The organism is Rathayibacter sp. SW19, assembly GCF_030866825.1.
Lineage (GTDB): Bacteria > Actinomycetota > Actinomycetes > Actinomycetales > Microbacteriaceae > Rathayibacter_A > Rathayibacter_A soli.
Genome location: NZ_CP133020.1, coordinates 632188 through 657300, shown reverse-complemented (window position 1 = coordinate 657300; position 25113 = coordinate 632188). Strand labels below are relative to the sequence as shown.

Sequence of the window (25113 nt, the reverse complement as noted above, 5' to 3'; positions counted from 1 at the left end):
CAACCCGTATGCTTACTCGTCGGTAGTCATGGTGTCGAAAGGCCCCACGGCCCCATCGTTTAGCGGCCTAGGACGCCGCCCTTTCACGGCGGTAGCACGGGTTCGAATCCCGTTGGGGCTACAGACTACTAAACCGAATACAATCAAACAGTACTAATAGTGAGGCCCTGTAGCGCAGTTGGTTAGCGTGCCGCCCTGTCACGGCGGAGGTCGCGGGTTCAAGTCCCGTCAGGGTCGCTGGTGAGAAGCCCTTTCGAAAGGAAGGGCTTCTTTTCAAGGTGCGGATGCTTCGGCGCCCGCGCTTGGCTCTGTAGCTCAGTTGGTAGAGCGTTCGACTGAAAATCGAAAGGTCACCGGATCGATGCCGGTCGGAGCCACTGTCCCGTTTCCAGGCTTCTACTGGGAGCGGGACTTTTTTGTGCCTGCGTACCTTCGTGCCGCCCGTCACGCCTGGTCGGGCACGGGAGTTTCACGGAGCTCGACAAGCGCGCGGAGCTCCGCAAGCGTATGCGCCGCCAAGACCGAATCGCGAATCTGCGGATGCATGACCAGACCAGTGATAAGAGGCGCCGCGCTGATGGGCGCGGCGGTGATGAGCGCGGCGCTCGGCACGACGTTGATCGGCACTGAGTCGGCTTGCTCTGTCATGACACGGTTTCGGCGGCAGCAACGGCCGCATCGCGCCAGCGCCTCAGTCCGGCGGCATCGCTGGCGAGCATCCTGGCAGCGTCCGGGCTCCTGGCGGCATACGGCTCACACCGCTGGACGATTCCATGGTTGCCGGCGGCCGAGTCATGCTCGTTCCAACTGTTGATCCGAGCTGTCATCTAATTGGATGCTTGTGATGCCCAGTGCCGTGCGAAGCAGCTGACGCGCTCGCTCCGCAACCGCGTGCCGCTCTTCGGCATCCGTTCGCGCGAGAACAAAGGCGAGCATCGAGATAGCGAGCATGACATCGTCGGTTACGGCGTGCGCACCCATCCGGCCGCGCGCTTGGTCGCGCGCCAGCATTGTGTCGACGACGGTCTCGACGCGGGTGCGCAGGTGTACGGTCCGCTGGTCGTGCCGTTCCGAGGTGATCAGGTCGATCAGTGCGCCGGAGCCCATCGCCTGCTCGGCAACGCTGTCGAAGAGTTCGCTGAGGCGGGCATCCGGTCGCGCAGCGAGTAGTTCGAGCTCAGTGATGTTGTCGTCGAACACGGCCAGAGCCAGCGCGATGCGGTCGGGGAAGTGCCGGTAGAGACTGCCCTGGCCGACTCCGGCCCGACGAGCGATTGTGCTCAGCGGGGCGCTGAGCCCCGTCTCGGCGAACACCTCCCGGGCTGCGTCGATGAGGGCTTGGCGGTTAGCCGGGCCCGCGCTCGGACCACGGTTCGCCTTCGGCGTCGCGGGTGTTGTCGCAGTCGGAGTTGCTGTCGCTTTCGGAATTGCCGGCACGGGTGTAGCGTACTACCGGACATGCTTGTCCGGTAGTATCGAAGCATCCGAACCGTCCCGCGACCCTAGAGAGATCCAGCCATGAGCAACAGCCCCAGCACCTTGTCCGGCGACATTCCGTCGTCTACAGCGCAGAGCACCACGGATGCCGGTGCTTCCGCACCTGCCGAGCCGCAAGCATCCTCCGCCGGCGCGGCCACGACCGCGGCCACGACCGCGGCCACGACAAAGGCCGGTGCCGAGCCGGAGCCGTGGGTTGAGCAGGTGACACCGGGCCGCTTCGCGGGCAAGACCGTGATTGTCACGGGCGCGGGCTCCGGTATCGGCCGGGCGACCGCCTCTCGTGTCGCCCGCGAGGGCGGAAAGGTGATCGCCGTTGACATTTCCCGCGAACGACTCGACGAGTTCGTCGCCGAACTGGCGGGCTTCGACATCGTGCCGGTCGCAGGGGACATCACCGATGACGCGGCGACCGCCGCAATCGTGGCAGCAGCCGGAGAGAAGATCGACGGGCTCGCGAACATCGCCGGCATCATGGATGACATGACTCCCGTGCACGAGTTGGGTGACGACGTGTGGAATCGGGTGCTCGCCATCAACGTCACCGGCACCATGAAGCTGATGCGAGCAGTCGTCCCGACGATGCTGGCGCAAGCATCCGGTTCGATTGTGAACACCGCGTCGGAGGCCGCCCTGCGCGGATCCGCTGCCGGGGCCGCCTACACGGCGTCCAAGCACGCCGTCGCGGGGCTCACCAAATCCAGCGCGTTCATGTACGGGCCGAGCGGCATCCGGGTCAATGCGGTCGCACCGGGGCCGACGATCACGAACATCGAGGCGAAGTTCGCTTCTGCTCTCGGCGCCGAGCGCGTGCGCCTTGCGATGACACTCCTCCCGGATGCCGCAGAAGCCGACGCTCTCGCCGCCTCAATCACCTTCCTGCTCAGCGACGACGGCGTGAACCTCAACGGCGTCATCCTGCCTTCCGACGGTGGGTGGTCCGTCGCGTAGGGCACGTTGCACGTACGGCACTGTTCACGCTAGGCCGGAGATCGTGCTCGGCGGCTTCCCCGGTGACGACAGGCCGCGGTCCTCAGCGGGCTGCACCGCGGCATCCCCGATGCAGGGCGCGCGCACTATCAGGGCGAAGGCTGCCCGTGCACTGCTCGTGCCACGCCGTCTGTGGCGTTGAACTCCTCTTTCTGGGTTGCTGCCCAGGATGCGAGCAGCTTGAGGCCGTCCGCTGAGGCCGAATCCGCAGGTGCCGTGTACACGTTCAAGACGAGCCCCGGCTCGCTCGGAAGCTCCATGGACTCGTAGTTGAGATCGAGATCGCCGACCACCGGGTGGTGCAGTCGCTTCACTCCGCTGCGATGAAACATGACGTCGCGCGACGCCCACCGCTGGCGAAACAATTCGCTCTGTGTCGACAGTTCGCCAATCAGCTGAATCAGCTCGGGATCGTGCGGCGAGCGCCCTGCCTCCAGCCGCAGCATCGAGGCGGCATCGTGTGCGATCTTGTCGTAGTCGCGCCAAAATTCCTTGGCTGCCGGATTGAGATAGGTGAAGCGGGTCGTGTTGACCGGTCGTCGCGGATCGTCGAAGACGGGTGAATACAACGCCCTGCCCATCCGATTAGCCGCGATGATGTCGTGACGCCCATTGCGCACCCACGCCGGGGCATCCGCAATCGCATCGAGCACCTGCTGCACGGCTGGACGAACGGATGTCGTCGCCTTCGTTGCGCGCTTCTTCCCCGGTCCGCTCGCGCGCGCCAGATCGAAGAGGTGCTCCCGCTCCGCGTCGTCCAGCTGAAGGGTTCTCGCCAACGAATCGAGCACGCCCTCTGACGCTCCGGCTAGATCGCCGCGTTCAAGCCGAACGTAGTAGTCGACCGAGACACCCGAAAGCATTGCGACTTCTTCCCGCCGCAGCCCGGCAACACGGCGGTTCCCGCCGAAGGCCGGCAGGCCTGCCTGCTGCGGCGTGATCCGCGCGCGGCGCGAACTCAAGAACTCGCGGATGTCTGCCCGGATGTCTCCCATACCTCGAAGATACGTGCTCGAGCCGGGTTCTGGGAGGCACTGCGGTTACCTGTTACGACAGACACTCCCGCGCTCACACGAATCGGCCTTTACTGGACGAATAGCCACCGAGGAAGCGGCCGATTCATCCCAGCTTTCAGAAGGGACCCCATGAGAGCGACTTACATTTTCGCAAGCGGCGACGTGCGCGTTGTCGACGCGCCAGACCCGACCATCGTGCGCCCGACCGACGCGCTGGTGCGGGTGACCCGCGCCTGCATCTGCGGATCCGACTTGCATCCGTACCATTCATTTCCCGACACGCCCGCGGGCAAAACGATCGGTCATGAGTTCATCGGCGTGGTCGCTGAGGTGGGTTCCGAGGTGGCCACGCTCAAGGCCGGGGACTTCGTCATCAGCCCATTTGCCATCTCAGACGGAACCTGCCAATTCTGCCGTGAGGGACTGCAGACGTCGTGCGAACACGGTGGGTTCTGGAACGATCCCCAGTTCGGCACTGCCGGCGCACAGGCGGAAGCGGTGCGTGTGCCACTGGCAGACGGCACCCTCGTGAAGGTGCCAGGCGCTGTCGACGATGCGCTCCTGCCTGGATTGTTGACCCTGTCGGATGTGTACGGCACCGGATGGCACGCGGCGGTGCGCGCCGGCGTGACCCGCGGCGATACCGTCGCAGTCATCGGAGACGGCGCAGTGGGTTTGCTCGCAGTCTTGTCTGCGAAGCAGCTCGGGGCCGAGCAGATCATCCTGATGGGACGCCACACAGCACGCACCGACCTCGGGCGCCAATTCGGAGCAACGGATGTCGTCGCCGAACGTGGGGAAGAGGGCATCGAGAAAGTACTCGACCTCACCGGCGGCCACGGCGTGGGCAAGGTGCTCGAAGCGGTCGGCCATCTGCCCGCATACCAGCAGGCTGTCGGAATCGTGCGCGCTGGCGGGGTCATCTCGCGGGTAGGCGTGCCGCAGTACGAGCAGGGGCCGATCGGATGGCCCGTATTCGGAAAGAACGTGACACTCACGGGCGGTCCGGCACCCGTGCGCGGCTATATCGAGCAACTCATGCCAGCCGTCCTCGACGGCACCGTGCAGCCGGGCCGGGTCTTCGACCAGGAGGTCGGACTGGAGCAGATAGCGACCGGATACCGAGCCATGAACGAACGAACAGCCTTGAAAGTGATGGTCAGACCATGAACGACGAGAAACAAACGCCAGCACAACGCGCGATCGGCGACTTCGCACCCAAACTGGTCGACCTCACCGACGACGTGCTCTTCGGCGACGTCTGGAGCCGACCTGAACTCGCGCGTCGCGATCGAAGCCTGATCACCGTCGCCAGTCTTGTCACCTCAGGCAGCACGGAACAACTGGTCGGGCATCTGCGGATGGCCAAGCAGAACGGTTTGACCGAGACTGAGCTGAAGGAGGCCATCACCCACCTTGCGTTCTACGCGGGCTGGCCCAAGGCGATGTCGGCCATGCAGGTCGCGAAACGCGTGTTCACCGAAGACGAAGCCGAACGGAGTCAGGCATGACGAGCTGGACCGGCGACGAACTCGATCAGATCGGGCACGCCGACGAGCTACGAATCAGTTCGTACCGCAAAGACGGCACCCCGCGCGCATTCGTCACGATCTGGGCCGTGCGGGTTGGCGAGAGCATTTACGTCCGCTCCGCTCATGGCCCCGAAAATCCCTGGTTTGTTCGAGCTCTGCGATCCGGTGCCGGTCGCATCGAAGCCGGTGGAGTCGGACGAGACGTGAGCTTCACCGCGGCGAACGCGGCCGAGCAGAACGCGATCGACACGGCGTATCACCAGAAGTACGACCGCTATGGGCAACGCATCGTCGCCTCCGTCGTCGGCGAGAAAGCGCACGCGCTCACTCTGCGACTAACACCCACAAGTTCCACTCAAGGAGAAGCATCATGATCGAACTCACACTGAACAACGGCGTGCGGATGCCGGCCCTCGGCTTCGGCGTCTTCCAGAGCCCGGCCGAGGAGACCGCTCAGGCGGTCGAGGCGGCACTGAAGACGGGCTACCGCCATATCGACACGGCCGCCGCGTACGGGAATGAGCGACAGGTGGGTGAAGGCATCCGTCGATCTGGGGTGAATCGAGCCGAGGTGTTCCTCGAGACGAAGGTCTGGGTCTCGGACTACGGATACGACGAAACGTTGCACGCGTTTGACAAGGCCGTCGGCAAGCTGGAGGTCGAACAGTTGGATCTCCTGATCCTTCACCAGCCGGCGCCGGATCGTTTCGACAAGACCATCGCCGCATACCAGGCGCTCGAGACGTTGTTCGCCGACGGGAAGGTGCGCGCGATCGGTGTCAGCAATTTCATGCCCCACCATGTGGAACGACTCCTCGAGGCGACCGACGTCGTGCCGGCCGTGAACCAGATCGAACTGCACCCGTACTTCACGCAACCGGAGGTGCGGAAGATCGACGAGGAGAACGGCATCCTGACCCAGGCCTGGTCACCCATCGGCGGAATCACCTTCTACCCCTATCCGGGTAGCGGTGACGAGCGACGCAGCGTGATGGACGACCCCACACTGAAGGCGATTGCCGCAGATCACAGCAAGTCAGCCGCCCAGGTGATGCTGCGCTGGCATCTGGAACAGGGCCGGTCGGCGATTCCCAAATCCACCAACCCGCAGCGGATCGCCGAGAACTTCGACGTCTTCGACTTCGAGCTGACCGCCGATGAACTCGCACGGATCGACGCACTCGACACCGGCATTCGCAATGGACCGGACCCAGATGCACCCCGCGCCGATTTCTTCGATCGCGCCATCCCCGAAGCGTGAGGACCACGATGAGAATTGAACCCAAGCCCGCAACGACGAAGGGGCCAGACGCGACATTCACCGGCGATGTGTGGGTCGACTCGATCGCCGCGCCCCACGATGCCGGACAGCGGATGGTCGTGGCCCGTGTTCGGTTCGCTCCCGGCGCGCACACGGCGTGGCATTCGCACGCGCACGGTCAGACATTGCACGTCACCGACGGCATCGCGCTCATGGGGACCCGCGATGGCACGGTGATCGAGGTGCACCCCGGACAGACGGTGTACACACCGCCGGGAGAAGAGCACTGGCACGGTGCAACACCCGAGGACTTCATGGAGCACCTCGCCATGCTCGACAGCGCCGACGATCCGGCAGCCACAACCACTTGGCTCGAGAAGCTCAGCACCGCTGAGTACCGGCGCCCCTGAAGTACAACTTTTCCAGAAAGGAAAATAAAGATGGACTATCGATATCTCGGACGAACGGGTGTTCAGGTCAGCCCACTCTGTCTCGGAGCGATGATGTTCGGCCCATGGGGCAACGACGATCGCTCCGACTCGATCCGCATCATCCATCGCGCGCTCGACAGCGGCATCAACTTCATCGACACAGCGGACGTGTACTCCGGCGGGATCTCAGAGGAGATCGTCGGTGAGTCGCTCGAAGGACGCCGCGACGACGTCTTCCTTGCGACGAAGTTCTTCATGCCGATGGGCGATGACCTGGGCCATTGCGGCGGGTCACGGCGCTGGATCATCCGTGAGGTTGAGAACTCGCTGCGTCGGCTGCGCACGGACTACATCGACCTCTACCAGGTGCATCGACCCAGCCCCGACACGGACGTGGAGGAGACCCTCGGTGCGCTCAGCGACCTGGTGCACCAGGGCAAGGTCCGCTACCTCGGCTCATCTTCATACGCTGGGTCCCAGATCGTCGAAGCGCAGTGGGCATCTCGCGAGCGCAATTTGGAGCGGTTCGTGACCGAGCAACCGCCATACTCGATCCTCGTCAGGGGCATCGAGGAGGACATCCTCCCCACGGTTCAGCGGTACGGCATGGGCGCACTGACGTACAGTCCGCTAGGCGGCGGCTGGCTATCGGGCCGGTGGCGGAAGGATTCCGCCTCGGCTCCCACGTCGCACGCACGCCCGAGCGCGCGCTTCGACATGAGCACGCCGGCGAACCAGCGCAAACTTGACGTCGTGGAGGAACTTGCGCTGCTCGCCGAGCAGTCCGGGCTCACCCTGATCGAGCTGGCGATAGCGTTCGTCATCAATCACCCCGGCGTCACCTCCGCGATCGTCGGCCCGCGCACGATGGAGCAGTTGGAGTCGTACTTGCCTGCCGCGAATGTGACGCTGTCCGCGGACGTCCTCGACCGCATCGACGAGCTCGTCGCACCCGGTGTGACCATCAATCCGGATGACAACAGCTATGGACAGCACGAACTGGTCGCCGTCAGGCGCCGCCGCCAGTAGCCGACCAAGAACCCGAAGAAATGGAAGTCACCATGCACACACGAACCCTCGGCCAAGGCCTCGAAGTCTCCGCGATCGGATTGGGTGCCATGGGCATGTCCCAGAGCTACGGGCCCAATCCGGGCGACCGCGACGATATGATCCGTGTCCTACGCAGCGCCCTCGACTGCGGCGTCACCTTCTTCGACACCGCCGAGGTGTACGGGCCCTTCGTCAACGAGGAACTCGTCGGCGAAGCCTTGGAGCCGGTTCGCGACCAGGTCGTGATCGCGACCAAATTCGGCTGGAAGATCGACGACGGCAAATCCGTCGGCCTCGACAGCCGCCCTGAGCGCATCAGGCGCGTCGCAGACGAATCCCTTCGCCGGCTGCGCACAGACGTCATCGATCTCTTCTACCAGCACCGCGTCGACCCGAACGTCCCCATCGAGGACGTCGCCGGCACGGTCGGCGACCTCGTCCAGGCAGGCAAGGTGCGCCATTTCGGACTGTCCGAAGCTGCGGCCGCGACCATCCGAGCCGCCCACGCAGTCTTCCCGGTCACGGCGCTCCAGAGCGAGTACTCGCTGTGGACGCGAGACCCGGAGCCGGAGATCCTGCCGACACTGACGGAACTCGGCATCGGCTTCGTACCATTCAGCCCGCTCGGAAAGGGGTTCCTGACGGGCGCCGTAGACGCATCAACCACATTCGCCGACGGGGACGTACGAACGACTATCCCCCGGTTCACCCCGGAGAATCGGGATGCGAATCACGCCATCGTTGAGCGCGTCTCCGAACTCGCGAACGACAAGGGCGCCACTCCCGGACAGATCGCCCTGGCATGGTTGCTCGCCCAACAGCCCTGGATCACCCCGATCCCGGGCACCCGGCGCACGTCGCGGATTGAGGAGAACGCCGGCTCAACCACTGTCGCACTGTCCGCCGACGAGGTCGCTGATCTTGACTCGCTGACCAGTCGACTGGGAGTTCAAGGCGACCGGTATAACGAGCTGCACCTGGGCTACGTCAACCGATAGGCATGTCCGGTTCTGGTCACCCGTCAGCGGAGTGCTCAGTAAATCGCCGGCGTGATGATCCACAGAACGCGGCTCGAGCCGGTGCTGACATTTCTCCAACGATGTGGAAGCCGACACAGATAGGTCGCGGAATCTCCGGGACCAAGAAGGTATTCGCGGTTGTCCAGCCACACTGTCAGTTGACCGTCAAGAACCAGAACGCACTCCTCGTCGCCCGGATGCGTATGCGGTTGGGCACCGCTGGCCTGCCCCGGGCCGATGAGCGATTCCATGACGACAAGCCGCGATGCCCAGGCAGGGGTCACGCGGAAGTCGTCGACGCCTCGACTGTGCAGCGGGTGCCGGTCGCCGGCGCGCACGACGGGACCTGACGCTTGCGCGTCATCGAACAGGCTTGCGAAGCTCTCGCCCATGGCCTGGACGAGCTTGCCGACGGTGGCAACGGTCGGGCTGACCTTGGCGTTCTCGATGCGACTGATGTAGGACGCGGTCAACCCTGCACGCGCGGCGAGTTCTTTCGAAGACAGGCCCTTCGCTCTGCGGAGCTGTCGGATGCGATGCCCGACGCGCTCGTCGGTCACACCGCCCCGGGACAGGTCCTGCGGTTCGGTCATTGCTGCCTCCGCTCACTGTCCCGACCTGCCGCGTGTCGGACAGAGGTCAGTCGATCTGATCGGATCCAGCATCTGCAAACACTCGTGTTGAACGCACTTACCATATATGAAAATACTTATTGACGCATCGTACATGGCGGGTGAATACTGAGCACACCCCAAACGCAGGAGGACCCGTGTCGTTGGTCAATGATGATCTGCAAACAACCGAGGCGGCAGAGCATTCGCTCATGCCGGTGCCCGAAAACGCAAGAACCTCCACCGTCTCCCACCAATTCTGGATCTGGTGCGGCGCGAACGTCGCTCCGATCAACTGGGTGCTCGGCGCCCTTGGCATCAACCTCGGGCTGAGCCTCTTCCAGACGATTCTCATCCTGGTGACCGGCAACATCATCGGGATGGCCACCTTCGGATTCTTCGTCCTTATGGGCCAGCGCACTGCTGTCAGCCAAATGGTGCTCTCCCGCAGCGCATTCGGTCGGCGCGGCGCTTATTTTCCGGCTCTGCTGCAGGGCCTTCTCGCGATCGGCTGGTGCGCCATCAACACCTGGATCATCTTGGACCTGGTCGTAGCGCTGTTCGCAAAACTCGGCTTCAACGGTGGCCTGCCGTTCAAGATCATCGTCGCGGTGATCATCATGGGCCTCCAGGTTTGGCTGGCCGCGGTCGGCTTCCGCGCCATCGCCCGATTCGAGCGCTGGACGGTGCCGATCACACTTGCCGTGCTCCTGGTGATGACCGTGGTCGCGTGGACCAGTTCAGGAGTCCATTGGAACTACAGCGGTAAGGGTCTCGACGGCGTGGCGCTGTGGAGTTCGGCAACGACGCTGATGACCGCGATCGGTATTGGTTGGGGCATTACCTGGTTCGCATACGCATCCGACTATTCGCGATTCGTCTCTCCCTCCGTTTCCCGCGCCAAGCTGTATTTCGGCAGCGTGCTGGGGCAGTTCATCCCGACGGTGTGGCTCGGCATCTTCGGCGCAACGCTGGCGACGATCTCGCAGACCGTAGACCCTGGGCAACTCGTCGTCGACGCGTTCGGGTGGTTGGCGATTCCGGTGATCTTTCTCGTCATTCACGGACCGATTGCGACCAACGTGTTGAACATCTACTCGTGCAGTCTCTCCGCACTCACCTTGGATTGGAATATCGACCGCCGCAAACTGAGCTACGGCGTCGGTGTGCTGGCGCTGATCTTCAACATCTACCTGATCCTGAACGGAGACTTCGCCTCGAGTCTGGATGGCTGGCTCAGCGGGCTCGTGACTTGGGTCGCACCATGGGCAACCATCATGCTCATCCACTTCTACGGCGTGAAAAAGGGGACCATCGACGTTCCTGCGCTTTTCGAGCCGCCACGATCGAAGGCCATTCCAGATATCTCCTGGCCCGCGATCATCGCGTTCGTGCTCGGCATCATCGCCACCTGGAACTTCGAATATGCGGTGCCGAGCTGGCTTCAAGGCTTCGGCGCGACGGCACTGGGCGGCATCGACCTGTCCTGGCTGGCAGGCGCAGTCATCGCGGGCCTCGCCTACTGGATCGGGCTGGCGATCACGTCACGATCGGACGCGTTGGAGCCGGCGACGAAGTGACTTCCGAAGAGGTGACACCAGAGGGGCGGGATGCAACGCGCCCCGCCGATCCGATCGACTGGCCGGGCGCAATGCGCTCCGCCATGACACTTGGCTTCGACATGGATGACGAGTCCGTCGTGCTCACGGCGAACCCGCAGAACCGCACCCGGCTATCTGTCATGTCGCATCAGGCATATGGAGCGGTCACCGGCATGCCGCGCATCCTCGCAATGTTGAAGCGGCGAGGCCTGCAGGCAACGTTCTTCTGCCCCGGGTACACGGCAGAGCGTTATCCGGATCTCCTCCGCCGCGTGCGCGACGAGGGCCACGAGATTGCGCACCACGGTTACCTGCACGAGGCGATCCAAGGAATGTCGGTACAACAGGAAGCGGATGTCCTCGATCGCGGCCTCGACGCATTGGAACGCGTTGCAGGGGTTCGTCCGATCGGCTACCGGGCGCCGATGTGGGAAACAACCTATGCCACAGCCGGTCTCTTGCTCGATCGCGGATTCCTATACGACTCGAGCCTCATGGATTCCGACGTTCCCTACGAACTCGCCGAGCACCCGCACGACGGCGCCCGTTCCCTGATCGAAATCCCCGTCTCGTGGTCGCTAGACGACTGGGAACAATACGCCTATGTGCCCGAGGTGTTCGGTTCCGGACTGATTGAGGATCCGGCCAAGGCACTGTCGATGTGGAGCGCGGAATTGACCGAATCGCACCGGTACGGCGGATGCTTCGCGCTGACGGCGCATCCGTTCCTCAGCGGGCGGTTGGGCCGGCTTCGCACGCTCGAGACGCTCATCGATCAGATGAGTGAATGGGATGACCTGTGGATCACAACGGCCGGAGAAATCGCGCAGCACACGCGTTCGCTCGGGCTGACGCCCCGAGTATTCCCCCAACCAGAAATGTGAACGAACATGGATGCGCACGACATCATTCCGCCAGCTGACGGCACCAAAATCCCACGCTACGCGGGGGCGCCGACGTTCGCCCGGCTGCCGCGCATCGATGAGGTGGCAAACTACGATGTGGCAATTCTCGGCGCGCCGTTCGACGGCGGCGTCTCGTTCAGACCTGGTGCGCGATTCGGGCCGTCGGCAATCCGTCAGGCGTCACGCAATCTGCGGCCGGCGTTTAACCCGGAGCTCGACGTGGCGCCGTTCAGTGTGCTGCAGGCGGTCGACGCCGGCGACGTGCCGTGCAATCCGTACAACATCGATGAGGCGCTCCAGCAGATCGACGATGCGGCAAGCGGTTTGATCGCCGCGGGGCAGAGACTCGTCACCCTCGGCGGTGACCACACGATCGCGCTGGGCACGCTGCGTGCGATCGCTCGAAAGCACGGCCCGGTAGCCCTGATCCACTTCGATGCGCACCTGGACACCTGGGATAGCTACTTCGGCGCGGATCGAACGCATGGCACCGTGTTCCGCCGCGCATTCGAAGAGGGACTGCTCTTGAAGGGCTCGTCGATCCACGTCGGCATCCGGGGGCCGCTTTACGATGCGCAGGATCTTGTAGCGGATGCCGGGTTCGGCTTCTCCACGATCCGCGCCAGCGATTTCGACAGGCTCGGCGTCGAGGAGGTCATCCGTCGCGTTCTGGAGCGGGTCGGTGACACGGCGCTGTATTTGTCTGTTGACATCGATGTGCTGGACCCAGCATTCGCGCCGGGCACAGGCACGCCAGAGATGGGCGGATTCACGTCTCGGGAGCTGCTGACGCTTCTGCGCGCTCTGCCGGGCGGCCAACTGGTCGGTGTCGACGTGGTGGAGGTGAGCCCGGCGTACGATCACGCCGAGATCACCGCATTGGCTGCAGCGACGATCGCGTATGAGACGATGTCGCTCATGGCAGCGGCACAAAACGGAACACGTTCATGATCGACCTGGTTGTCCGCGGGGCTCGACTCGTCGACCGCACCGCGCCTGTTGACATCCAAGTCGATGCCGGTCGCTTCGTGGCGATTGCGCCGGCATCCGAGGTGCCGCCGCAGGCGAAGCAGGTCATCGACGCAAACGGCGCACTGGTCAACGCGCCTTACGTTGAGCCGCACGTGCACCTGGATGCGACGCTCACGGCCGGCGAACCGCGCTGGAACGAGAGCGGCACGCTCTGGGAGGGAATCGCTTGTTGGTCGGAGCGCAAGCCCATGCTGAGCCGCGACGATGTCATCTCGCGTGCCGAGGAGGTGCTCCGCTGGTACGCGGCGAACGGTACGCTCCACGTGCGCAGCCATGTCGACGTGACCGATCGCAGCCTGGTCGCACTCGATGCACTGCTCGAGGTACGTGAGCGCGTCAAGGATGTCATCGGCCTGCAGCTGGTCGCTTTTCCGCAGGAAGGCGTTGTCTCCTTCCCAGGCGGCGGAGAACTTCTGGAAGAGGCGGCTCGGCGCGGAGTGGACGTGATCGGTGCCATCCCTCACTTCGAAGACACCCGTGAAGACGGCGTCGGCTCGATCGACACGGCGATGGACATCGCCGAGCGCTACGGGCTGCGGATCGATGCCCATTGCGACGAGATCGATGACGAGCAGTCCCGCTTCATCGAGGTACTCGCGACGAGAGCGCAGCGCAGCGGTCTGCGCGACCGGGTGACCGCGAGCCACACGACGGCGATGGGTTCGTACAATGCGGCATACAGTTACAAACTGCATCGCATCATCGCACGCTCAGGCATCAATCTCGTCTGCAATCCCGTGGTAAACCTCCACCTACAGGGCCGCTTTGAGGGGTATCCAAAGCGACGCGGACTCACTCAGGTAAAGGAGTTGCTGGCCGCGGGCGTGAATGTGGCCTTCGGCAACGACGACATCATGGATCCGTGGTTTCCGATGGGAACGGGGAACGCGGTCTTGGTGGCCTACGTCGGAGCAGTCGCAACCCAGCTGACCTCACCGGCCGAGATCGCCGAGTGCTTCCGAATGATCACCGACCGGCCGGCGGCCGTGCTCGGGTTGGGCGACGGGTACGGGATCGAGGTTGGACGGCCCGCCAGTTTCGTGGTCCTTCCAGCCTCGGATGCGTTCGACGTCATCCGCCGTCAGGTGCGGCCGACGCACGTGGTCGCACACGGAAGAGTGATCGCAACGGCTCCCGCGGCGGCGTCCGCGCTGACGTGGCCCGGACGCGAGCCCGAGTTGATCGACTTCGTGCGCGAGCGCGACCGGCTGCCTCGTTAGGAATCCGCTCGACGCAGCGCTGCGCACACTCTAAAGCCGAGGAAGCTGCCGCCGGTTCATGTGCCGCCCGGCCGCCGTTCGTCGGCGTACCGCGGCGCCATCGACTCCATCTGGTCCATTACCAGCTTGATGGCCCCGGGCTGCTTGTCCGGCGGGTACTTGTACTTGACGAGCAGCCGCTTGATCGATGAACGTAGCTTCGCGCGCACGTCGTCGCGCACCGTCCAGTCGGTGCGCACGTCACGGCGCATCACCGCCACGAGCTCTCGCGCGATCTGCGCTAGGACTTCCTCCCCCTGGACCGCGACGGCAGACCCGTTTTGCGCCACGGCGTCGTAGAACGCAAGTTCGTCGTTCGAGAGCGGCGGCGAAAAATGTGCACCACGGGATGCCTCGTCGGCGACCTCCTTCGCGAGCTCGATCAGTTCCGCGATGACCTCTGCCGCAGACAGTTGCTGGTTGGTGTACCGCATCATGATCTCGGCTATGCGCTCCGAGAACGCGCGCTGGCGGATCAGGTTCCCTTGCGTTACGCCAGACCCGGCGTCGACAAGCGACTTGCGCAGCGCCTCGATCGCCAGGTGCACGTTCGGCGCTGCCTGCGCCTTTGCGAGGAACTCCGGGCCGAGATCGTCGAGCGAGAGTCGCGGCAGCCCGGCGGCATCGTAGATGTCGAGCACGTCGCCTGTCGACATCGCCTCGGCTACCAGGCTGCTCAGCAGGCGCTCGATCTCCTCGGGCACCGGCTCGTCGCGCGCCTGCCGTTCCATGGCATCGAACTTCGCCATCCAGACACGCACTTCTTCGTAGAAGGCGATCTCATCGTGCAGTTCGGCGAGCCCCGCTCTGCCCGAGCTCAGGGCCCACGCGCGAGCGAGCTGGCCGCTCGCGGCACGATAGCGATTCGCGAGCCGGTCGGCGCCGAGTTCAGGGTCGTTGAGCGGGTTCGCGGCATCCCGCAGGAAGTTCGTCGCGGTCGTCGCGGCAACGAACATCGCCCGCGGTCCGCCGCGTCGGATGAGGGCACGCCAGTCACAACCGGCGAGCATCTCGCGAATCTGTGCGACCAGTTCGGTCGCGATCTGCACTGCCTCGTCGACATCGCGGCCAACGGGCCGGTTCTGCTGGTCGGAAGTCGTGTACTCCGAAAGTGCCTTGGCGAGGTTGTCCGCGAGCGGTGCGTATGCGACGAGCAGGCCGTCCTCCTTGCCCTCGAACGTGCGATTCACTCGCGCCAGAGTCTGCATCAGCAGTGCGCCTTTCAGCGGGCGATCCAGATAGAGCGTGTGCAGCGGCGGTGCGTCGAAGCCGGTCAGCATCATGTCTTTGACGATGACGAGTTCCAGCTCGTCCGAAGAATCCTTCAGTCGATCCTTGATTGCGTTGTTTGCCGAATCGCGCCGCACGTGGTCGCTGACGGGCGGCTGGTCAGTCGCCGATCCGGAGTAGACGACCTTGATCTTGCCGCCGTCGAGGGCGTCGGAGTGCCAGTCGGGGCGCAACGCCACGATCGCCGAATACAACCGCGCGCAGATCTCACGCGTCCCTCCGACGATGAGCGCCTTCCCAGGGGATTCGAGGAAAGGAGTCATGCGGGCGCGGCGTTCTTCCCAGTGGGTGACGAGGTCCCTCGCAAGGGTCTCGATGCGCTCGGGCGATCCGTACACCGCGTTGACAACGGCGACGGATGCCTCGATTCGTGCCCGCTCGGTGTCGTCGAGGCCGAGCGTGTACTCGTCGGCGGCGCGATCGATGTCTTGCTCGGTTGTATCGTCGGCGAACGACACCTTGATGAGCCGCGGCTCGAAGTAGACAGGCACGGTCGCGCCGTCGTCGACTGCTCGGGTCAGGTCGTAGATATCGATGTAGTCACCAAAAACTGCGCGGGTGTCGCGCTCGGCGAACGAGATCGGCGTACCCGTGAACGCAATGAGAGTCGCGTTCGGCAGCGCATCGCGCAAGTGGCGAGCGTAGCCGTCGAGATCGTCGTAATGGCTGCGGTGCGCTTCGTCGACGATCACGATCACGTTTCGTCGATCGGTGAGCAGCGGATGCTGCGCCCCCGCCTGCTTCTCCGCATCCGTCAGCCCGAATTTCTGCAGGGTTGTGAAGTAGATGCCGCCCGTGACACGCTGACTCAGCTCGTCGCGCAGTTGCGCGCGCTCGCGCACTTGAACCGGCTTCTCGGCGAGCAGCAAGCTGCGGTCGAACGTTTCGAACAGTTGTCCGTCGAGTTCATTGCGATCGGTCACGACGATGACGGTGGGGTTCTTGAGCTTCGGATGCCGCGACACGAGGTTCGTGTACAACTCCATCTCCATCGACTTGCCCGAGCCCTGGGTGTGCCACACGACTCCGGCCTTGCCGTTCGTCTCCACCGCCTGGATCGTGGTGTCGACCGCTTTCGTTACGGCGAAGTATTGGTGCGGCTTCGCGATGCGCTTGACGAGCCCTTCGGATCCTTCGTCGAAGGCGGTGAAGTTGCGGGTGAGCTGCAGAAAGCGCTTCTGGCTATAAAGGCCGTTGAGTGCGTCGTCGAGCGGTAGAACGTCGACCGCGCCTTCGATGCGCGGCTGGGTGAGCGGTGCGCCGTCATCATCGACGTTCCAGGGCGCAAAGTGATTGAGCGGCGTGAACGGGGTGCCGTACTTGGCATCGAGCCCGTCGCTGGCGAGCGTGAAGACGCAGAACCGGAACGCCATCGGGAACTCGCGCAGGTAGGTCTGCAGTTGGGCGTGTGCCGGGGCGACGCCCGTCGAGGTCGAGCCGGCCTTCTTCAGCTCGACGATGCTCAGCGGCATGCCGTTCACGTACAGCACGATGTCGAACCGGCGGTGCAGGTCACCTTGGCGGATCGTGACCTGGTTGACGGCCAGCCAGTCGTTTTGTTCGGGCGCGCCGAGCAGTCGGATGCGCGGGTTCTGCTCGAGGCCGTTGCTGTCGATGTAGTTGAGCGGGTAGCCGCCGACGAGGTACTCGTGGATGCGGTAGTTCTCGGTGATCGCGTCGAGCGATTTCGGTGCGGCGATCTCGGCGGCGGCCTGCTGCAGGTAGGTCACCGGCACGTCGGGATTGAGCCGGCGCATCGCATCGAGCAGGCGCGGACGGATCAGTAGTTCGTCCCACGCCTCGCGTTCGCCGCTGCCGAGAGCGATCTGGTCCCCCCTGAGCGGTTGCCAGCCGAGCGGCTCGGCAAGTGTCTCGAGGGCCGCGTTCTCCCAGTCGGCCTCGGAGATGCCGGTCATGTTCGTTCCTCCTTGGAGTGGTGCTCGAAAGCGTTCTCGCTGGACACAGCCGCCCAGACTTCGGTTGCGATCCATCGCTCCCGACCGCCGCGACCCCATCTCCCTGCCGAGCGCAGCCAGCCGCGGGACTCTGCGCGTCGTAGCGCTGCTGAGGCGGCGGGTCGGCTGACGCCAGCTTGGCGCATGACTGCGGCAACAGTCACGACAGGGTTGCGGAAGACGAGGTCTACGACAGAGGTGAGGGCAGAACGATCATTGATCGTCTCTCGCCGATATCGTTCGCGGATCTCGACCAGCGCACGTATTCGAGCGGCAGCCTGATTTGACTGTTGTTCGACGCCTTCGCAGAAGAACTGGACCCATTCCTCAATCTCGCCACGCTCTCGCACGGATTGCAGGCGGTCATAGTAAGCATCGCGGTTGCGTTCGAAGTATCCCGAAATCGGCAGGATGGGCGTGCTGAGCACCCCGTCGGCGACGAGCAAGAACCCGATGAGCAGGCGACCGATTCGGCCATTGCCGTCGAGAAATGGGTGGATGGTCTCGAACTGGTAGTGCATGAGTGACGCGCGCAGCACCGGCGGCATGCTCGATGGCTCATTGACGAAGCGTTCCCAGTCCCCGAGAAGATCGCCGATCCGATCGTGGTGCGGCGGGACGAACCGTGCGGTCTCAGGGCGCGCATTGGGGGATCCGATCCACACAGGTGAGCGCCGCAACTCTCCCGGAAACTTCTCCTCGCCGCGTACGTTCGCGAGCAAGGTTGCGTGAAGCGCACAGAAGAATCGCTGCGTGAGAGGCCAGGTCTCCATCAGCTCGCGGCCTTGCGCCGCGGCTTTGAGGTAGTTGCTCACCTCGCGCAGGTTCTCGTCTTCGATCGGCTCGTCGGCGCTCTCCGCGCTGAGAACATCACTCAGAGACGCCTGGGTACCCTCGATTCTTGAGCTCGACAAAGCCTCCTGCGCCATTGCCGGGCCGAGGAGGAGTTCGGGGTCATTGACGAGCATCGCCAGGCCGGATAGGCGACCGAGCGCAAGATCAGCCCGTGATACTGCCGCCATAGATTCTGCACCGAGAGTGAGTTCACGGGGAATCCGGCGCGGCAGAAAGTACGGGTGCGTCCATGCCCCGGTCGGGTTGGTTGTCAACTCACCGAAGCGCGTGCTCACGTACAAGTCGGTGCGCATGGGCTCATTCTTCTTGTTCGAATCGAACATGCAAGTAAAAGTAAGTTTATCTTACTTCTTCGGCATGGTTTGCAAACCTTTGATGCATACTGACTCCGCTCGGCACCACACTGCGGTGCAACGAGCGGGCTTCTCGCTGCCGGTCCCGGTCATGGCTTCCCTACGCCCACGCCGCCGATAATCGCGGCCTCTGCGCCAGGAAGGAGGATCGGGGCGGCGCCGGCTGCGGCGAACGCCATCAGTGATCAGCACCCTCGGTCGGTTCAGCTTCTGTTTCCGAATCCGTCGACCTCACCAATTGCGTGATCTCCGGCGTCGGGCTGGCGAGCGGCAGTTCAAGGTCAATGTCAGCGGTGCCGAGCAGCCCCCGGGCGATGATGCGCGTGAAGTCGTAGAGCGTCTCCAATGCTTCAGCACCGGCAAGCTCGGTAGCGAATCGGTCTGACTCGTCGCGGTCGAATGATGCAGTAGCTCGACCGCCGAACTGAGTGGCCGAGACCTCCACATCGACGCGTCCAGCCAGACTCCCAGCGTGGAGATTCGCGAGGAGGAACCGCCCCCCGTCCTCATCGAGTTCAGGCGCGTAGCCGACACTCCACGTGACGTGGGATTCGGCCTCGTCCAGCACCGATGCGCTGACCTCCATCACCATGGGTGAGACGATGCGGATAGCATCACCGGGCACGGTGCACCTCGGGGCGTATCCATCCGCCTGCGCGAACCGCCGCTGTTGGCGTGTGTGCGCTTTCGTGCCGCTGCCACTCGCGAGCACGCGCCCGCCGCTCGTCCACCGCACGCTCTGAGTCGAGCGAGAGGTGTTCGCCGAGCGCGTGGAGAGTCTCCGCGAGCGTGCGGACGGTGATGTTGCGCTCACCCTTCAGCCGTGCCGTGATCTCACCGCGGCTCACGCCGAGCCTGCGCGCGAGATCGGCACGCGATATCCCACTCGCTTCGAGTGCACGTGCAATCAGTTCGGATGCGTCGATCGTCGCCGCCTCTTGAGCGTAGACGGCGTCGTACTCCGGGTCTCCAATAGGGAAGACCTCATCCTCGTTCATCGGGGTTCTCCGTTCCATTCCCAGAAGATCGCGAGTGCCTTGGAGGCCTCGCGAGGAACTTGGTTGTCTTTCGGTTTCTCACGGCCGTGTGTCGCGTACCACGAGACGTTGTCCCGTATGACATAGAGCCGGTACTTGTCGACCTTGATCTCGAACACGGTCGGGTCGGGGCCAGATGGGCTCAGCCGACGGAAATTCTCCGGCGACTTGATCGGGATGCCCTTGCACAGGTACTCGAGGTAGCGCTGGAATCGTGCCCTAAAGCGAATGTTGAGCCTCGTGAGGAAATCGACCGCATCACTGCCTCCTGACCGACGGTTCATCGCGAACACGGTGTCGCAGTCCGGCAACAATCGCCTCGCGTGTTCAGTCATAACCTAACACATTCTCCTCATGCGCCGGCTTCGGATGCCGCAACCTCCGCGTCGTGAACGCGGAGCTTGCCGGACATGAGCCGCGGGAGGAGCGCGTCGCGGGTTGCGGCGAGCGTGCGGTTCTCGGCAAGGTGTGAAAGAGTCGCTTCCCTGATCGCATCGAGTCTGGACGCGACGAGGTTGAGATCAGCCGGGTCGGGCCATCTGATCTCGACTGCCGCGAGGTCCTTCCAGCTCGTCCGGGGCATCCTGGTGCCTTCGCTCGCCGCGACCACAGCTTCGACGACTGCATCGCTCGACAGTGCCGCAATGAGGAGGCTGGACTCCCGGGAGTCCCTGGCACGAACAACCAAGATGTCGGTCGAGCAGATGCCTGCGGTCGGCGTGACCACCACCTTGTGGAAGTACGGCCGAAGTTTGCCGAAGAGCACGTCGTCGGGTTCGAATTTTGACTTGGCGCTGGTGACGTCACGGGCTTCGCCGCCGTCACTCAACCACATGTTGCGTCGTCCGAGGTGTTCCAATCCGACATAGAGCTCCTGCGGGTCGACCGTCAACGGGTCGACGCCTGACCGCGGCGAGCCGGCCACATCGCCGATATGGACCGCCCTCCCATTAAACGACGCGTACTCCGCGCGCATCAACTCATCAGCGGTGGCCGCGAGCGCGGTGTTTGCAGCGATCTTGTCGTCGAGCGCGCTTAGCACTTCGGCGATCGCCTGCTGCGCTCTGCGGGGAGGCACTGGAACCGAAAGTCGTGCGAGGTCGGAGCCTCGAACTCCCGCCGCAGCGACCTGCTGAATGATCGTCTCGACCCGACGGCGACCTTCGGGCGACTTGAAGAAGTAGTAGTAGAACGGCGGGGCCGCCTTGGTCAAATCGAGACGAGCGCGGATGAGGTGGCTGTCCCAGGTTGGCCCAGTGTCATCAAGAACAAGCGAAACCTTTCCTGCGCCCTCATAAGTCAACGACTGCCGTGCGAACAAGAGGTCGCTCCGCTCAAGCCGAGCCGTGAGCTGCTCGCCGGAAGTGAGAGGCACGAGCTCGCATTCCACCTCAGGCGTAAGACGGTCGTATGCAAAGATCTCGCGCATGTTAATCATTCGAAAGCCACTTCCCCGCGTTCTCGACGGGTAGCTCACTCCGTTGCGTAGCGGCTCAGCGAGCAGATCACCGAAGGGCAACTCAGACATCGACCCTCCGCAACTGCTCGCGCACGACCTCAGCGAACCGCGCCGACTCCGCGAACTGGTTCTCTAGCTCGGCCCGGAGCCGTGCGAGCTTCTCCTCAATCGGCTCGCCATCGTCCTCAACCTCGGCGGCGCCGACGTAGCGGCCGGGGGTGAGCGCGTAGTCGGCGGCCTTGATTTCGGCGAGGGTCGCCGAGTAGCAGAAGCCGGGGGTGTCGGCGTAGGTGGAAGCGGATCTCGATACGCGGCCTTCGGCGACTGCTCGATCACCGGTGGGAGCGGCATCCGATTCGATTCCCCGCCACGCGTGGAAAGTGCCGGCGATGCGAGCGATGTCCTCGTCCGACAAGGCACGCTCAGCCCGGTCGACCATGTGGCCGAGGCCGCGCGCGTCGATGAAGAGCACCTCGCCGGCGCGCTTGCCCTTGTCTTTGGCGAAGAACCACACGCACACCGGGATACCGGTCGAGCGGAACAGCTGCGTTGGCAGCGCGACCATGCATGACACGAGGTCGGCTTCCACGATCTCGGCGCGGATCTGGCCCTCGCCGCTCGAATTTGACGACATCGATCCGTTCGCCATCACGACACCCGCGGTGCCGCCGGGCGCGAGCTTCGAGAGGATGTGCTGGATCCAGGCGTAGTTCGCGTTGCCTGTCGGCGGCACGCCGTACTTCCAACGGGGATCCGACTCGCTTCGCGCCCAGTCTTTGATGTTGAATGGTGGGTTGGCCATGACGAAGTCGGCCTGCAGCTCCGGGTGCAGGTCGCGCGCAAACGTGTCGCCCCAACGCGGCCCGAGGTTGCCCGTCAGCCCGTGGATCGCGAGGTTCATCTTCGCCATGCGCCACGTGCGCTCGTTGAGCTCCTGCCCGAACACCGAGATGTCGGAGCCTTCGCCCTCGTGCGCCTCAAGGAACTTCTCCGCCTGCACGAACATGCCGCCCGACCCGCAGCAGGGGTCGTACACCCGGCCGTGGTCAGGCTGCAGCAGCTGGACGAGCACCCGCACCACGCCAGCGGGCGTGTAGAACTCGCCGCCCCTCTTGCCCTCGGCGGCGGCAAACTTCTCCAGGAAGTACTCGTACACCTCGCCGAGGAGGTCGCGAGCGCGGCGTCCCGACGCCCCGGACTGGCCCTGCCCCGCGAACCGTGCCGAGTTCAGCAGGTCGATCAGTTCGCCCAGCCTGCGTTGGTCGACGCTGTCGCGGTTGAAAATGCGCGGGAGAGTGCCCGTCAGCTGCGGATTCGCCTGCATGATGGCATCCATCGCCTCGTCGATCAACAAGCCGATCGTGCGCTCCCCGCTGCCGGTTCCCTTCGCGTGCTCGGCGAGGAACGACCACCGGGCGTTGGGCGGAACCCAGAAAACACCGTGGCCCGTGTACTCGTCGGTGTCATCGATGAGCGAGGCGATCTGCTCTGCGTCATAGTCGGCCGCGGCGAGCTCGGTGCGGATCTGCCCGCGGCGCTCGTCGAACGCGTCCGACACGTACTTGAGGAAGACCAGCCCGAGGATCACGTCCTTGTACTGCGAGGCATCCATCGAACCCCGCAGCTTGTCGGCGGCCTTCCAGAGCGTGTCTTTCAGCTCCTTCATTGTCGATGGAGCCTGGGGGGCGACCTTCTGTGTGCGGGGCATGGTGCCTTTCATCGGGATTCGGATGCCGCGTTCGCGGCGCCATCGGTCAGTGTCACGGCGCCGGAGACGACTCCTGTTGTGAGCAGATCGGCATAGGTGTCGAGCGCTGCGATGCGGCGCTCAAAGGCTCCGCGGCGGTTCGCGAGATCGGTCAGAGCGGCGCGCAATGGTGCTGAAACCAGCGGTGGCACGCGCCGCAGATTCCACCGACGCCACGCTCCCGGGCCACCCGGGGAACGCTCGATGTCGGCCGCGATAAGCTCGGGAACGAGCCCGCCGGGGTCCGCCTGATCGATACGGAGTACTCGCGCGGGGTGGACCACCACCTTCGAACCGTCGGGATCGACCCACGCGCGAGGCGTAGGCGCGGTGCGAAAAACCACGTCCCCCGCGGCGGTGAGTTGGGCCAACGGATGCGTGGCCACGAACGCCAGCGGATCCACCCGGCGATCGCCAATTCGTGCGGGGCGCTCGAGATCCTCCGCCGCAATCACGACCAAGCCAGAGTCCGCATACTCCTCGGACGTGACCCGTGTTCCCGGAAGCACTCGCAGGTGCCGTTCGGAAATGAGCGACTCCACGCGTGCGGGCGCAATGGTCGGTCCGGGCTCCGCGGCAGGCGCGATCAGGGGAACGTCATCGTCGAGATCGGCACGGGCCTGGTCGAGCAGCGCCGGCAGATCGCGCCAAGACCACGGTGTCGCGGCGGATACGCTTGCGGTGACCAAGGCACCGCTGGAGGCGAGCAGTGACGCGGTGCGGATCAGCCGCGTGAACCGGAAGGCGTGGGCACGGATGTCGCGAGCGGTTCCCATCGCTGCGAGCACATCGCTCGTGAGGTCTGCTCGGGTCGCGGTCGTGAGGGTGGCATCGCTCAGGTCGGATACCGCAGTGAACCGGTCCGCCATGGGGATATCGCCCATCTCGCGCCCCAGCACCCACAGCGCAAGCGCCTCACGTGGGGCAGCAGTCACGAGACCGGAGGGGAGCTTCACGATCGCCCGCACGCGTCCTGATCGAAGTACATCCGTGCGTGCCAGCCCGTCGGCGGGCGCGACGGGCTCTGTCAACACCGCGGCGGGTGCCAGGACGATCGCACGATCGCGATCACGCATCCCGAGCACAAGTTCATCGATGGCCTGCAGCATTTCGGACGTTGACCTCGCGCCGCGCGAGGGTTGACGCTCGATGTACAGCCGGGACGCGTCCTCAACGGAGTGCCTCGCCGGCAGCATGAGCCCGTCGCAGAGGAGCCGTCGGCGGATGCCGCGTCCCTCAGTCAGCGATGACACCACGACGTCAACCTCGTCGCTGATTTGCGAGACGAATTCGGCGACAAGCGACGGGGTGATCCCCGCCCCCACGACGAGTTCCGCCTGCCGGTCGGCCGTGAGCGCTTTGGTCAGTGCGACCAGCAGAGCTTCGGCATCGCGTGTGAGCGGGCTGGAGGATCCTGCGGAAGACTGCGTCGCCCCATGACGCCGCTCGAGGAGCTGCGACGCCTGGATAGGCGAGTAAGCGGCGTCCGCCAACAGGTCCGCCCACTCCGGCCACGTCTTACGGGCAGTTGAGACTTCGGTCACCAGGCATGAATCGTCGGGATCAGCGGCGACAGCTCGTCGCCGAAGTTCGTTGACCGCAAAACCGCCAACGGGCTCCCCCGAAGCAGCGCGAAGAGCAAGCAATGCATCGACCGCTGCAACGTGCGCCGCCTCTGCGAAATCGAAGTCGGCTGGTGTGGCAGATGCGGCGGCGTCGGCGACCGCGTCCGGATTGTTCCCGTGCTCCGTGCGCGCCAGCCACTGCGCAACCGACATCGCATCGAAAAGCGTTCGGCCGCCCTTCTCGCTTACAACCTGAGGAAAGGGATCGGGCGCTGATGCGAATCGCGACCGCCAGACGGATGCCACGGGTCGCTGCACATCGGCCAACCGCGCAACGCCGGTCAGGTCGATGAGAAGTGATGAGCTCGTGGACACAAGGCAAATGTATCGACAATGTCGCAGGCAAGCCAGTAGCTTCTGATAAGTAGGGTTATCAGTGGTTTCTTGCTCTGAGCGCACACTTCGACCCATCATTGCGTCGACGACACAAGTCGTTGACACTGCCGGGGTCTCCCTGGAACCGCCCGGCCTGTGGGCCAGTCTTCTTAGCGATCGGAGCACGAGACATGAACAACAATGCATCAATCGGCGCAACAAACGAGATCAAATGCCCGCATTGCGGGACGGTATTCACCATCGACGAGGCGG

At 64.1% G+C, this 25113-nt stretch carries 24 protein-coding genes and 3 tRNA genes; 15 read left to right on the top strand and 12 right to left on the bottom strand.

The annotated features are described in order from the left end of the window. Nucleotides 1-48: 48 nt before the first annotated feature. The 3 genes from QU604_RS03175 to QU604_RS03165 all read left to right on the top strand — a co-directional run bounded on the left by QU604_RS03175 (nucleotide 49) and on the right by QU604_RS03165 (nucleotide 377). Nucleotides 49-121: transfer RNA gene (locus QU604_RS03175), tRNA-Glu, on the top strand. A gap of 42 nt (nucleotides 122-163) precedes the next feature. Next, nucleotides 164-237, top strand: a tRNA-Asp gene (locus QU604_RS03170). A gap of 67 nt (nucleotides 238-304) precedes the next feature. After that, nucleotides 305-377: transfer RNA gene (locus tag QU604_RS03165), tRNA-Phe, on the top strand. Nucleotides 378-444: 67 nt separating this feature from the next. Here the strand turns inward: QU604_RS03165 and QU604_RS03160 are convergent. Then, a complete protein-coding gene (locus QU604_RS03160; protein WP_308467351.1) occupies nucleotides 445-648 on the bottom strand; it encodes a hypothetical protein in 204 nt (67 codons plus the stop codon). Between the two features lie 144 nt (nucleotides 649-792). Beyond that, on the bottom strand, nucleotides 793-1437 hold the full coding sequence (locus tag QU604_RS03155) for a TetR/AcrR family transcriptional regulator (protein ID WP_308467350.1): 645 nt from the start codon (nucleotides 1435-1437) through the stop codon (nucleotides 793-795). A gap of 81 nt (nucleotides 1438-1518) precedes the next feature. Between QU604_RS03155 and QU604_RS03150 the strand changes: the two genes are divergently transcribed. After that, nucleotides 1519-2448: an SDR family NAD(P)-dependent oxidoreductase gene (locus QU604_RS03150; RefSeq protein WP_308467349.1), complete on the top strand. Its 930-nt coding sequence runs from the start codon at nucleotides 1519-1521 to the stop codon at nucleotides 2446-2448. Nucleotides 2449-2576: 128 nt separating this feature from the next. Here QU604_RS03150 and QU604_RS03145 read toward each other — a convergent pair whose 3' ends face one another. Beyond that, nucleotides 2577-3482 (bottom strand): helix-turn-helix transcriptional regulator, encoded by a 906-nt coding sequence (locus tag QU604_RS03145; protein WP_308467348.1) that lies wholly within the window; start codon nucleotides 3480-3482, stop codon nucleotides 2577-2579. 150 nt (nucleotides 3483-3632) lie between these two features. Here QU604_RS03145 and QU604_RS03140 point away from each other — a divergent pair, with 150 nt between their 5' ends. From QU604_RS03140 to QU604_RS03110, 7 genes are read left to right on the top strand one after another with little or no spacing between them, the layout of a single operon-like run. Further along, nucleotides 3633-4673 (top strand): alcohol dehydrogenase catalytic domain-containing protein, encoded by a 1041-nt coding sequence (locus QU604_RS03140; protein ID WP_308467347.1) that lies wholly within the window; start codon nucleotides 3633-3635, stop codon nucleotides 4671-4673. After that, nucleotides 4670-5014, top strand: a complete 345-nt coding sequence (locus QU604_RS03135) for a carboxymuconolactone decarboxylase family protein (RefSeq protein ID WP_308467346.1) — start codon at nucleotides 4670-4672, stop codon at nucleotides 5012-5014. Before QU604_RS03140 ends, QU604_RS03135 begins: the two co-directional genes overlap by 4 nt. Further along, on the top strand, nucleotides 5011-5409 hold the full coding sequence (locus tag QU604_RS03130; RefSeq protein ID WP_308467345.1) for a DUF2255 family protein: 399 nt from the start codon (nucleotides 5011-5013) through the stop codon (nucleotides 5407-5409). The genes QU604_RS03135 and QU604_RS03130 overlap by 4 nt, the downstream gene beginning before the upstream one ends. After that, nucleotides 5406-6296 carry an aldo/keto reductase gene (locus QU604_RS03125; RefSeq protein ID WP_308467344.1) on the top strand — a complete coding sequence of 297 codons (891 nt, stop codon included), beginning with the start codon at nucleotides 5406-5408 and terminating at the stop codon, nucleotides 6294-6296. The genes QU604_RS03130 and QU604_RS03125 overlap by 4 nt, the downstream gene beginning before the upstream one ends. 8 nt (nucleotides 6297-6304) lie before the next feature. After that, the gene (locus tag QU604_RS03120) at nucleotides 6305-6706 is read left to right on the top strand and encodes a (R)-mandelonitrile lyase (RefSeq protein WP_308467343.1); all 402 of its coding nucleotides are present in this window, start codon (nucleotides 6305-6307) and stop codon (nucleotides 6704-6706) included. A gap of 30 nt (nucleotides 6707-6736) precedes the next feature. Then, nucleotides 6737-7756, top strand: coding sequence for an aldo/keto reductase (locus QU604_RS03115; protein ID WP_308467342.1), 1020 nt, complete (start codon nucleotides 6737-6739; stop codon nucleotides 7754-7756). 32 nt (nucleotides 7757-7788) lie between these two features. After that, on the top strand, nucleotides 7789-8775 hold the full coding sequence (locus tag QU604_RS03110; RefSeq protein WP_308467341.1) for an aldo/keto reductase: 987 nt from the start codon (nucleotides 7789-7791) through the stop codon (nucleotides 8773-8775). Between the two features lie 35 nt (nucleotides 8776-8810). Here the strand turns inward: QU604_RS03110 and QU604_RS03105 are convergent, their stop codons facing one another. Further along, the gene (locus QU604_RS03105; RefSeq protein WP_308467340.1) at nucleotides 8811-9389 is read right to left on the bottom strand and encodes a type II toxin-antitoxin system RelB family anti-toxin; all 579 of its coding nucleotides are present in this window, start codon (nucleotides 9387-9389) and stop codon (nucleotides 8811-8813) included. Nucleotides 9390-9565: 176 nt separating this feature from the next. On the opposite strand from QU604_RS03105, the gene QU604_RS03100 reads away from it, so the two are divergent. Genes QU604_RS03100 through codA form a run of 4 tightly spaced genes read left to right on the top strand, consistent with a single transcriptional unit; the run spans nucleotide 9566 to nucleotide 14165 of the window. Further along, the gene (locus QU604_RS03100; protein WP_308467339.1) at nucleotides 9566-10987 is read left to right on the top strand and encodes a purine-cytosine permease family protein; all 1422 of its coding nucleotides are present in this window, start codon (nucleotides 9566-9568) and stop codon (nucleotides 10985-10987) included. Continuing rightward, nucleotides 10984-11892: a polysaccharide deacetylase family protein gene (locus tag QU604_RS03095; protein ID WP_308467338.1), complete on the top strand. Its 909-nt coding sequence runs from the start codon at nucleotides 10984-10986 to the stop codon at nucleotides 11890-11892. The genes QU604_RS03100 and QU604_RS03095 overlap by 4 nt, the downstream gene beginning before the upstream one ends. Nucleotides 11893-11898: 6 nt before the next feature. Beyond that, on the top strand, nucleotides 11899-12864 hold the full coding sequence (speB, locus tag QU604_RS03090; protein ID WP_308467337.1) for an agmatinase: 966 nt from the start codon (nucleotides 11899-11901) through the stop codon (nucleotides 12862-12864). Further along, the gene (codA, locus tag QU604_RS03085; RefSeq protein ID WP_308467336.1) at nucleotides 12861-14165 is read left to right on the top strand and encodes a cytosine deaminase; all 1305 of its coding nucleotides are present in this window, start codon (nucleotides 12861-12863) and stop codon (nucleotides 14163-14165) included. The genes speB and codA overlap by 4 nt, the downstream gene beginning before the upstream one ends. Before the next feature lie 56 nt (nucleotides 14166-14221). On the opposite strand, the gene QU604_RS03080 is transcribed toward codA, so the two are convergent. The 8 genes from QU604_RS03080 to QU604_RS03045 all read right to left on the bottom strand — a co-directional run bounded on the left by QU604_RS03080 (nucleotide 14222) and on the right by QU604_RS03045 (nucleotide 24840). After that, nucleotides 14222-17410, bottom strand: coding sequence for a type I restriction endonuclease subunit R (locus tag QU604_RS03080; protein WP_308467335.1), 3189 nt, complete (start codon nucleotides 17408-17410; stop codon nucleotides 14222-14224). Continuing rightward, entirely contained in the window at nucleotides 17407-18627 is a 1221-nt protein-coding gene (locus tag QU604_RS03075) for a Fic family protein (RefSeq protein WP_308467334.1), read from the bottom strand. Before QU604_RS03075 ends, QU604_RS03080 begins: the two co-directional genes overlap by 4 nt. Before the next feature lie 208 nt (nucleotides 18628-18835). Then, entirely contained in the window at nucleotides 18836-19282 is a 447-nt protein-coding gene (locus QU604_RS03070; protein ID WP_308467333.1) for a hypothetical protein, read from the bottom strand. Continuing rightward, on the bottom strand, nucleotides 19272-19655 hold the full coding sequence (locus tag QU604_RS03065) for a helix-turn-helix domain-containing protein (protein WP_308467332.1): 384 nt from the start codon (nucleotides 19653-19655) through the stop codon (nucleotides 19272-19274). Before QU604_RS03065 ends, QU604_RS03070 begins: the two co-directional genes overlap by 11 nt. Beyond that, nucleotides 19652-20029 carry a hypothetical protein gene (locus QU604_RS03060; RefSeq protein WP_308467330.1) on the bottom strand — a complete coding sequence of 126 codons (378 nt, stop codon included), beginning with the start codon at nucleotides 20027-20029 and terminating at the stop codon, nucleotides 19652-19654. The genes QU604_RS03065 and QU604_RS03060 overlap by 4 nt, the downstream gene beginning before the upstream one ends. A 17-nt stretch (nucleotides 20030-20046) precedes the next feature. After that, nucleotides 20047-21222, bottom strand: coding sequence for a restriction endonuclease subunit S (locus tag QU604_RS03055; RefSeq protein WP_308467329.1), 1176 nt, complete (start codon nucleotides 21220-21222; stop codon nucleotides 20047-20049). Beyond that, the gene (locus QU604_RS03050) at nucleotides 21215-22861 is read right to left on the bottom strand and encodes a class I SAM-dependent DNA methyltransferase (protein ID WP_308467328.1); all 1647 of its coding nucleotides are present in this window, start codon (nucleotides 22859-22861) and stop codon (nucleotides 21215-21217) included. Before QU604_RS03050 ends, QU604_RS03055 begins: the two co-directional genes overlap by 8 nt. Before the next feature lie 8 nt (nucleotides 22862-22869). Next, nucleotides 22870-24840, bottom strand: a complete 1971-nt coding sequence (locus QU604_RS03045; protein WP_308467327.1) for a hypothetical protein — start codon at nucleotides 24838-24840, stop codon at nucleotides 22870-22872. Between the last annotated feature and the right edge of the window lie 273 nt (nucleotides 24841-25113).

Excerpts from the sequence above, each read along its gene's own strand:
- QU604_RS03160 (WP_308467351.1), bottom strand. The coding sequence starts at position 648 with ATGACAGAGCAAGCCGACTCAGTGCCGATCAACGTCGTGCCGAGCGCC.
- QU604_RS03150 (WP_308467349.1), top strand. The coding sequence starts at position 1,519 with ATGAGCAACAGCCCCAGCACCTTGTCCGGCGACATTCCGTCGTCTACA.
- QU604_RS03145 (WP_308467348.1), bottom strand. The coding sequence starts at position 3,482 with ATGGGAGACATCCGGGCAGACATCCGCGAGTTCTTGAGTTCGCGCCGC.
- QU604_RS03140 (WP_308467347.1), top strand. The coding sequence starts at position 3,633 with ATGAGAGCGACTTACATTTTCGCAAGCGGCGACGTGCGCGTTGTCGAC.
- QU604_RS03135 (WP_308467346.1), top strand. The coding sequence starts at position 4,670 with ATGAACGACGAGAAACAAACGCCAGCACAACGCGCGATCGGCGACTTC.
- QU604_RS03130 (WP_308467345.1), top strand. The coding sequence starts at position 5,011 with ATGACGAGCTGGACCGGCGACGAACTCGATCAGATCGGGCACGCCGAC.
- QU604_RS03125 (WP_308467344.1), top strand. The coding sequence starts at position 5,406 with ATGATCGAACTCACACTGAACAACGGCGTGCGGATGCCGGCCCTCGGC.
- QU604_RS03120 (WP_308467343.1), top strand. The coding sequence starts at position 6,305 with ATGAGAATTGAACCCAAGCCCGCAACGACGAAGGGGCCAGACGCGACA.
- QU604_RS03115 (WP_308467342.1), top strand. The coding sequence starts at position 6,737 with ATGGACTATCGATATCTCGGACGAACGGGTGTTCAGGTCAGCCCACTC.
- QU604_RS03110 (WP_308467341.1), top strand. The coding sequence starts at position 7,789 with ATGCACACACGAACCCTCGGCCAAGGCCTCGAAGTCTCCGCGATCGGA.
- QU604_RS03105 (WP_308467340.1), bottom strand. The coding sequence starts at position 9,389 with ATGACCGAACCGCAGGACCTGTCCCGGGGCGGTGTGACCGACGAGCGC.
- speB (WP_308467337.1), top strand. The coding sequence starts at position 11,899 with ATGGATGCGCACGACATCATTCCGCCAGCTGACGGCACCAAAATCCCA.
- codA (WP_308467336.1), top strand. The coding sequence starts at position 12,861 with ATGATCGACCTGGTTGTCCGCGGGGCTCGACTCGTCGACCGCACCGCG.
- QU604_RS03080 (WP_308467335.1), bottom strand. The coding sequence starts at position 17,410 with ATGACCGGCATCTCCGAGGCCGACTGGGAGAACGCGGCCCTCGAGACA.
- QU604_RS03075 (WP_308467334.1), bottom strand. The coding sequence starts at position 18,627 with ATGTTCGATTCGAACAAGAAGAATGAGCCCATGCGCACCGACTTGTAC.
- QU604_RS03065 (WP_308467332.1), bottom strand. The coding sequence starts at position 19,655 with ATGAACGAGGATGAGGTCTTCCCTATTGGAGACCCGGAGTACGACGCC.
- QU604_RS03060 (WP_308467330.1), bottom strand. The coding sequence starts at position 20,029 with ATGACTGAACACGCGAGGCGATTGTTGCCGGACTGCGACACCGTGTTC.
- QU604_RS03055 (WP_308467329.1), bottom strand. The coding sequence starts at position 21,222 with ATGTCTGAGTTGCCCTTCGGTGATCTGCTCGCTGAGCCGCTACGCAAC.
- QU604_RS03050 (WP_308467328.1), bottom strand. The coding sequence starts at position 22,861 with ATGCCCCGCACACAGAAGGTCGCCCCCCAGGCTCCATCGACAATGAAG.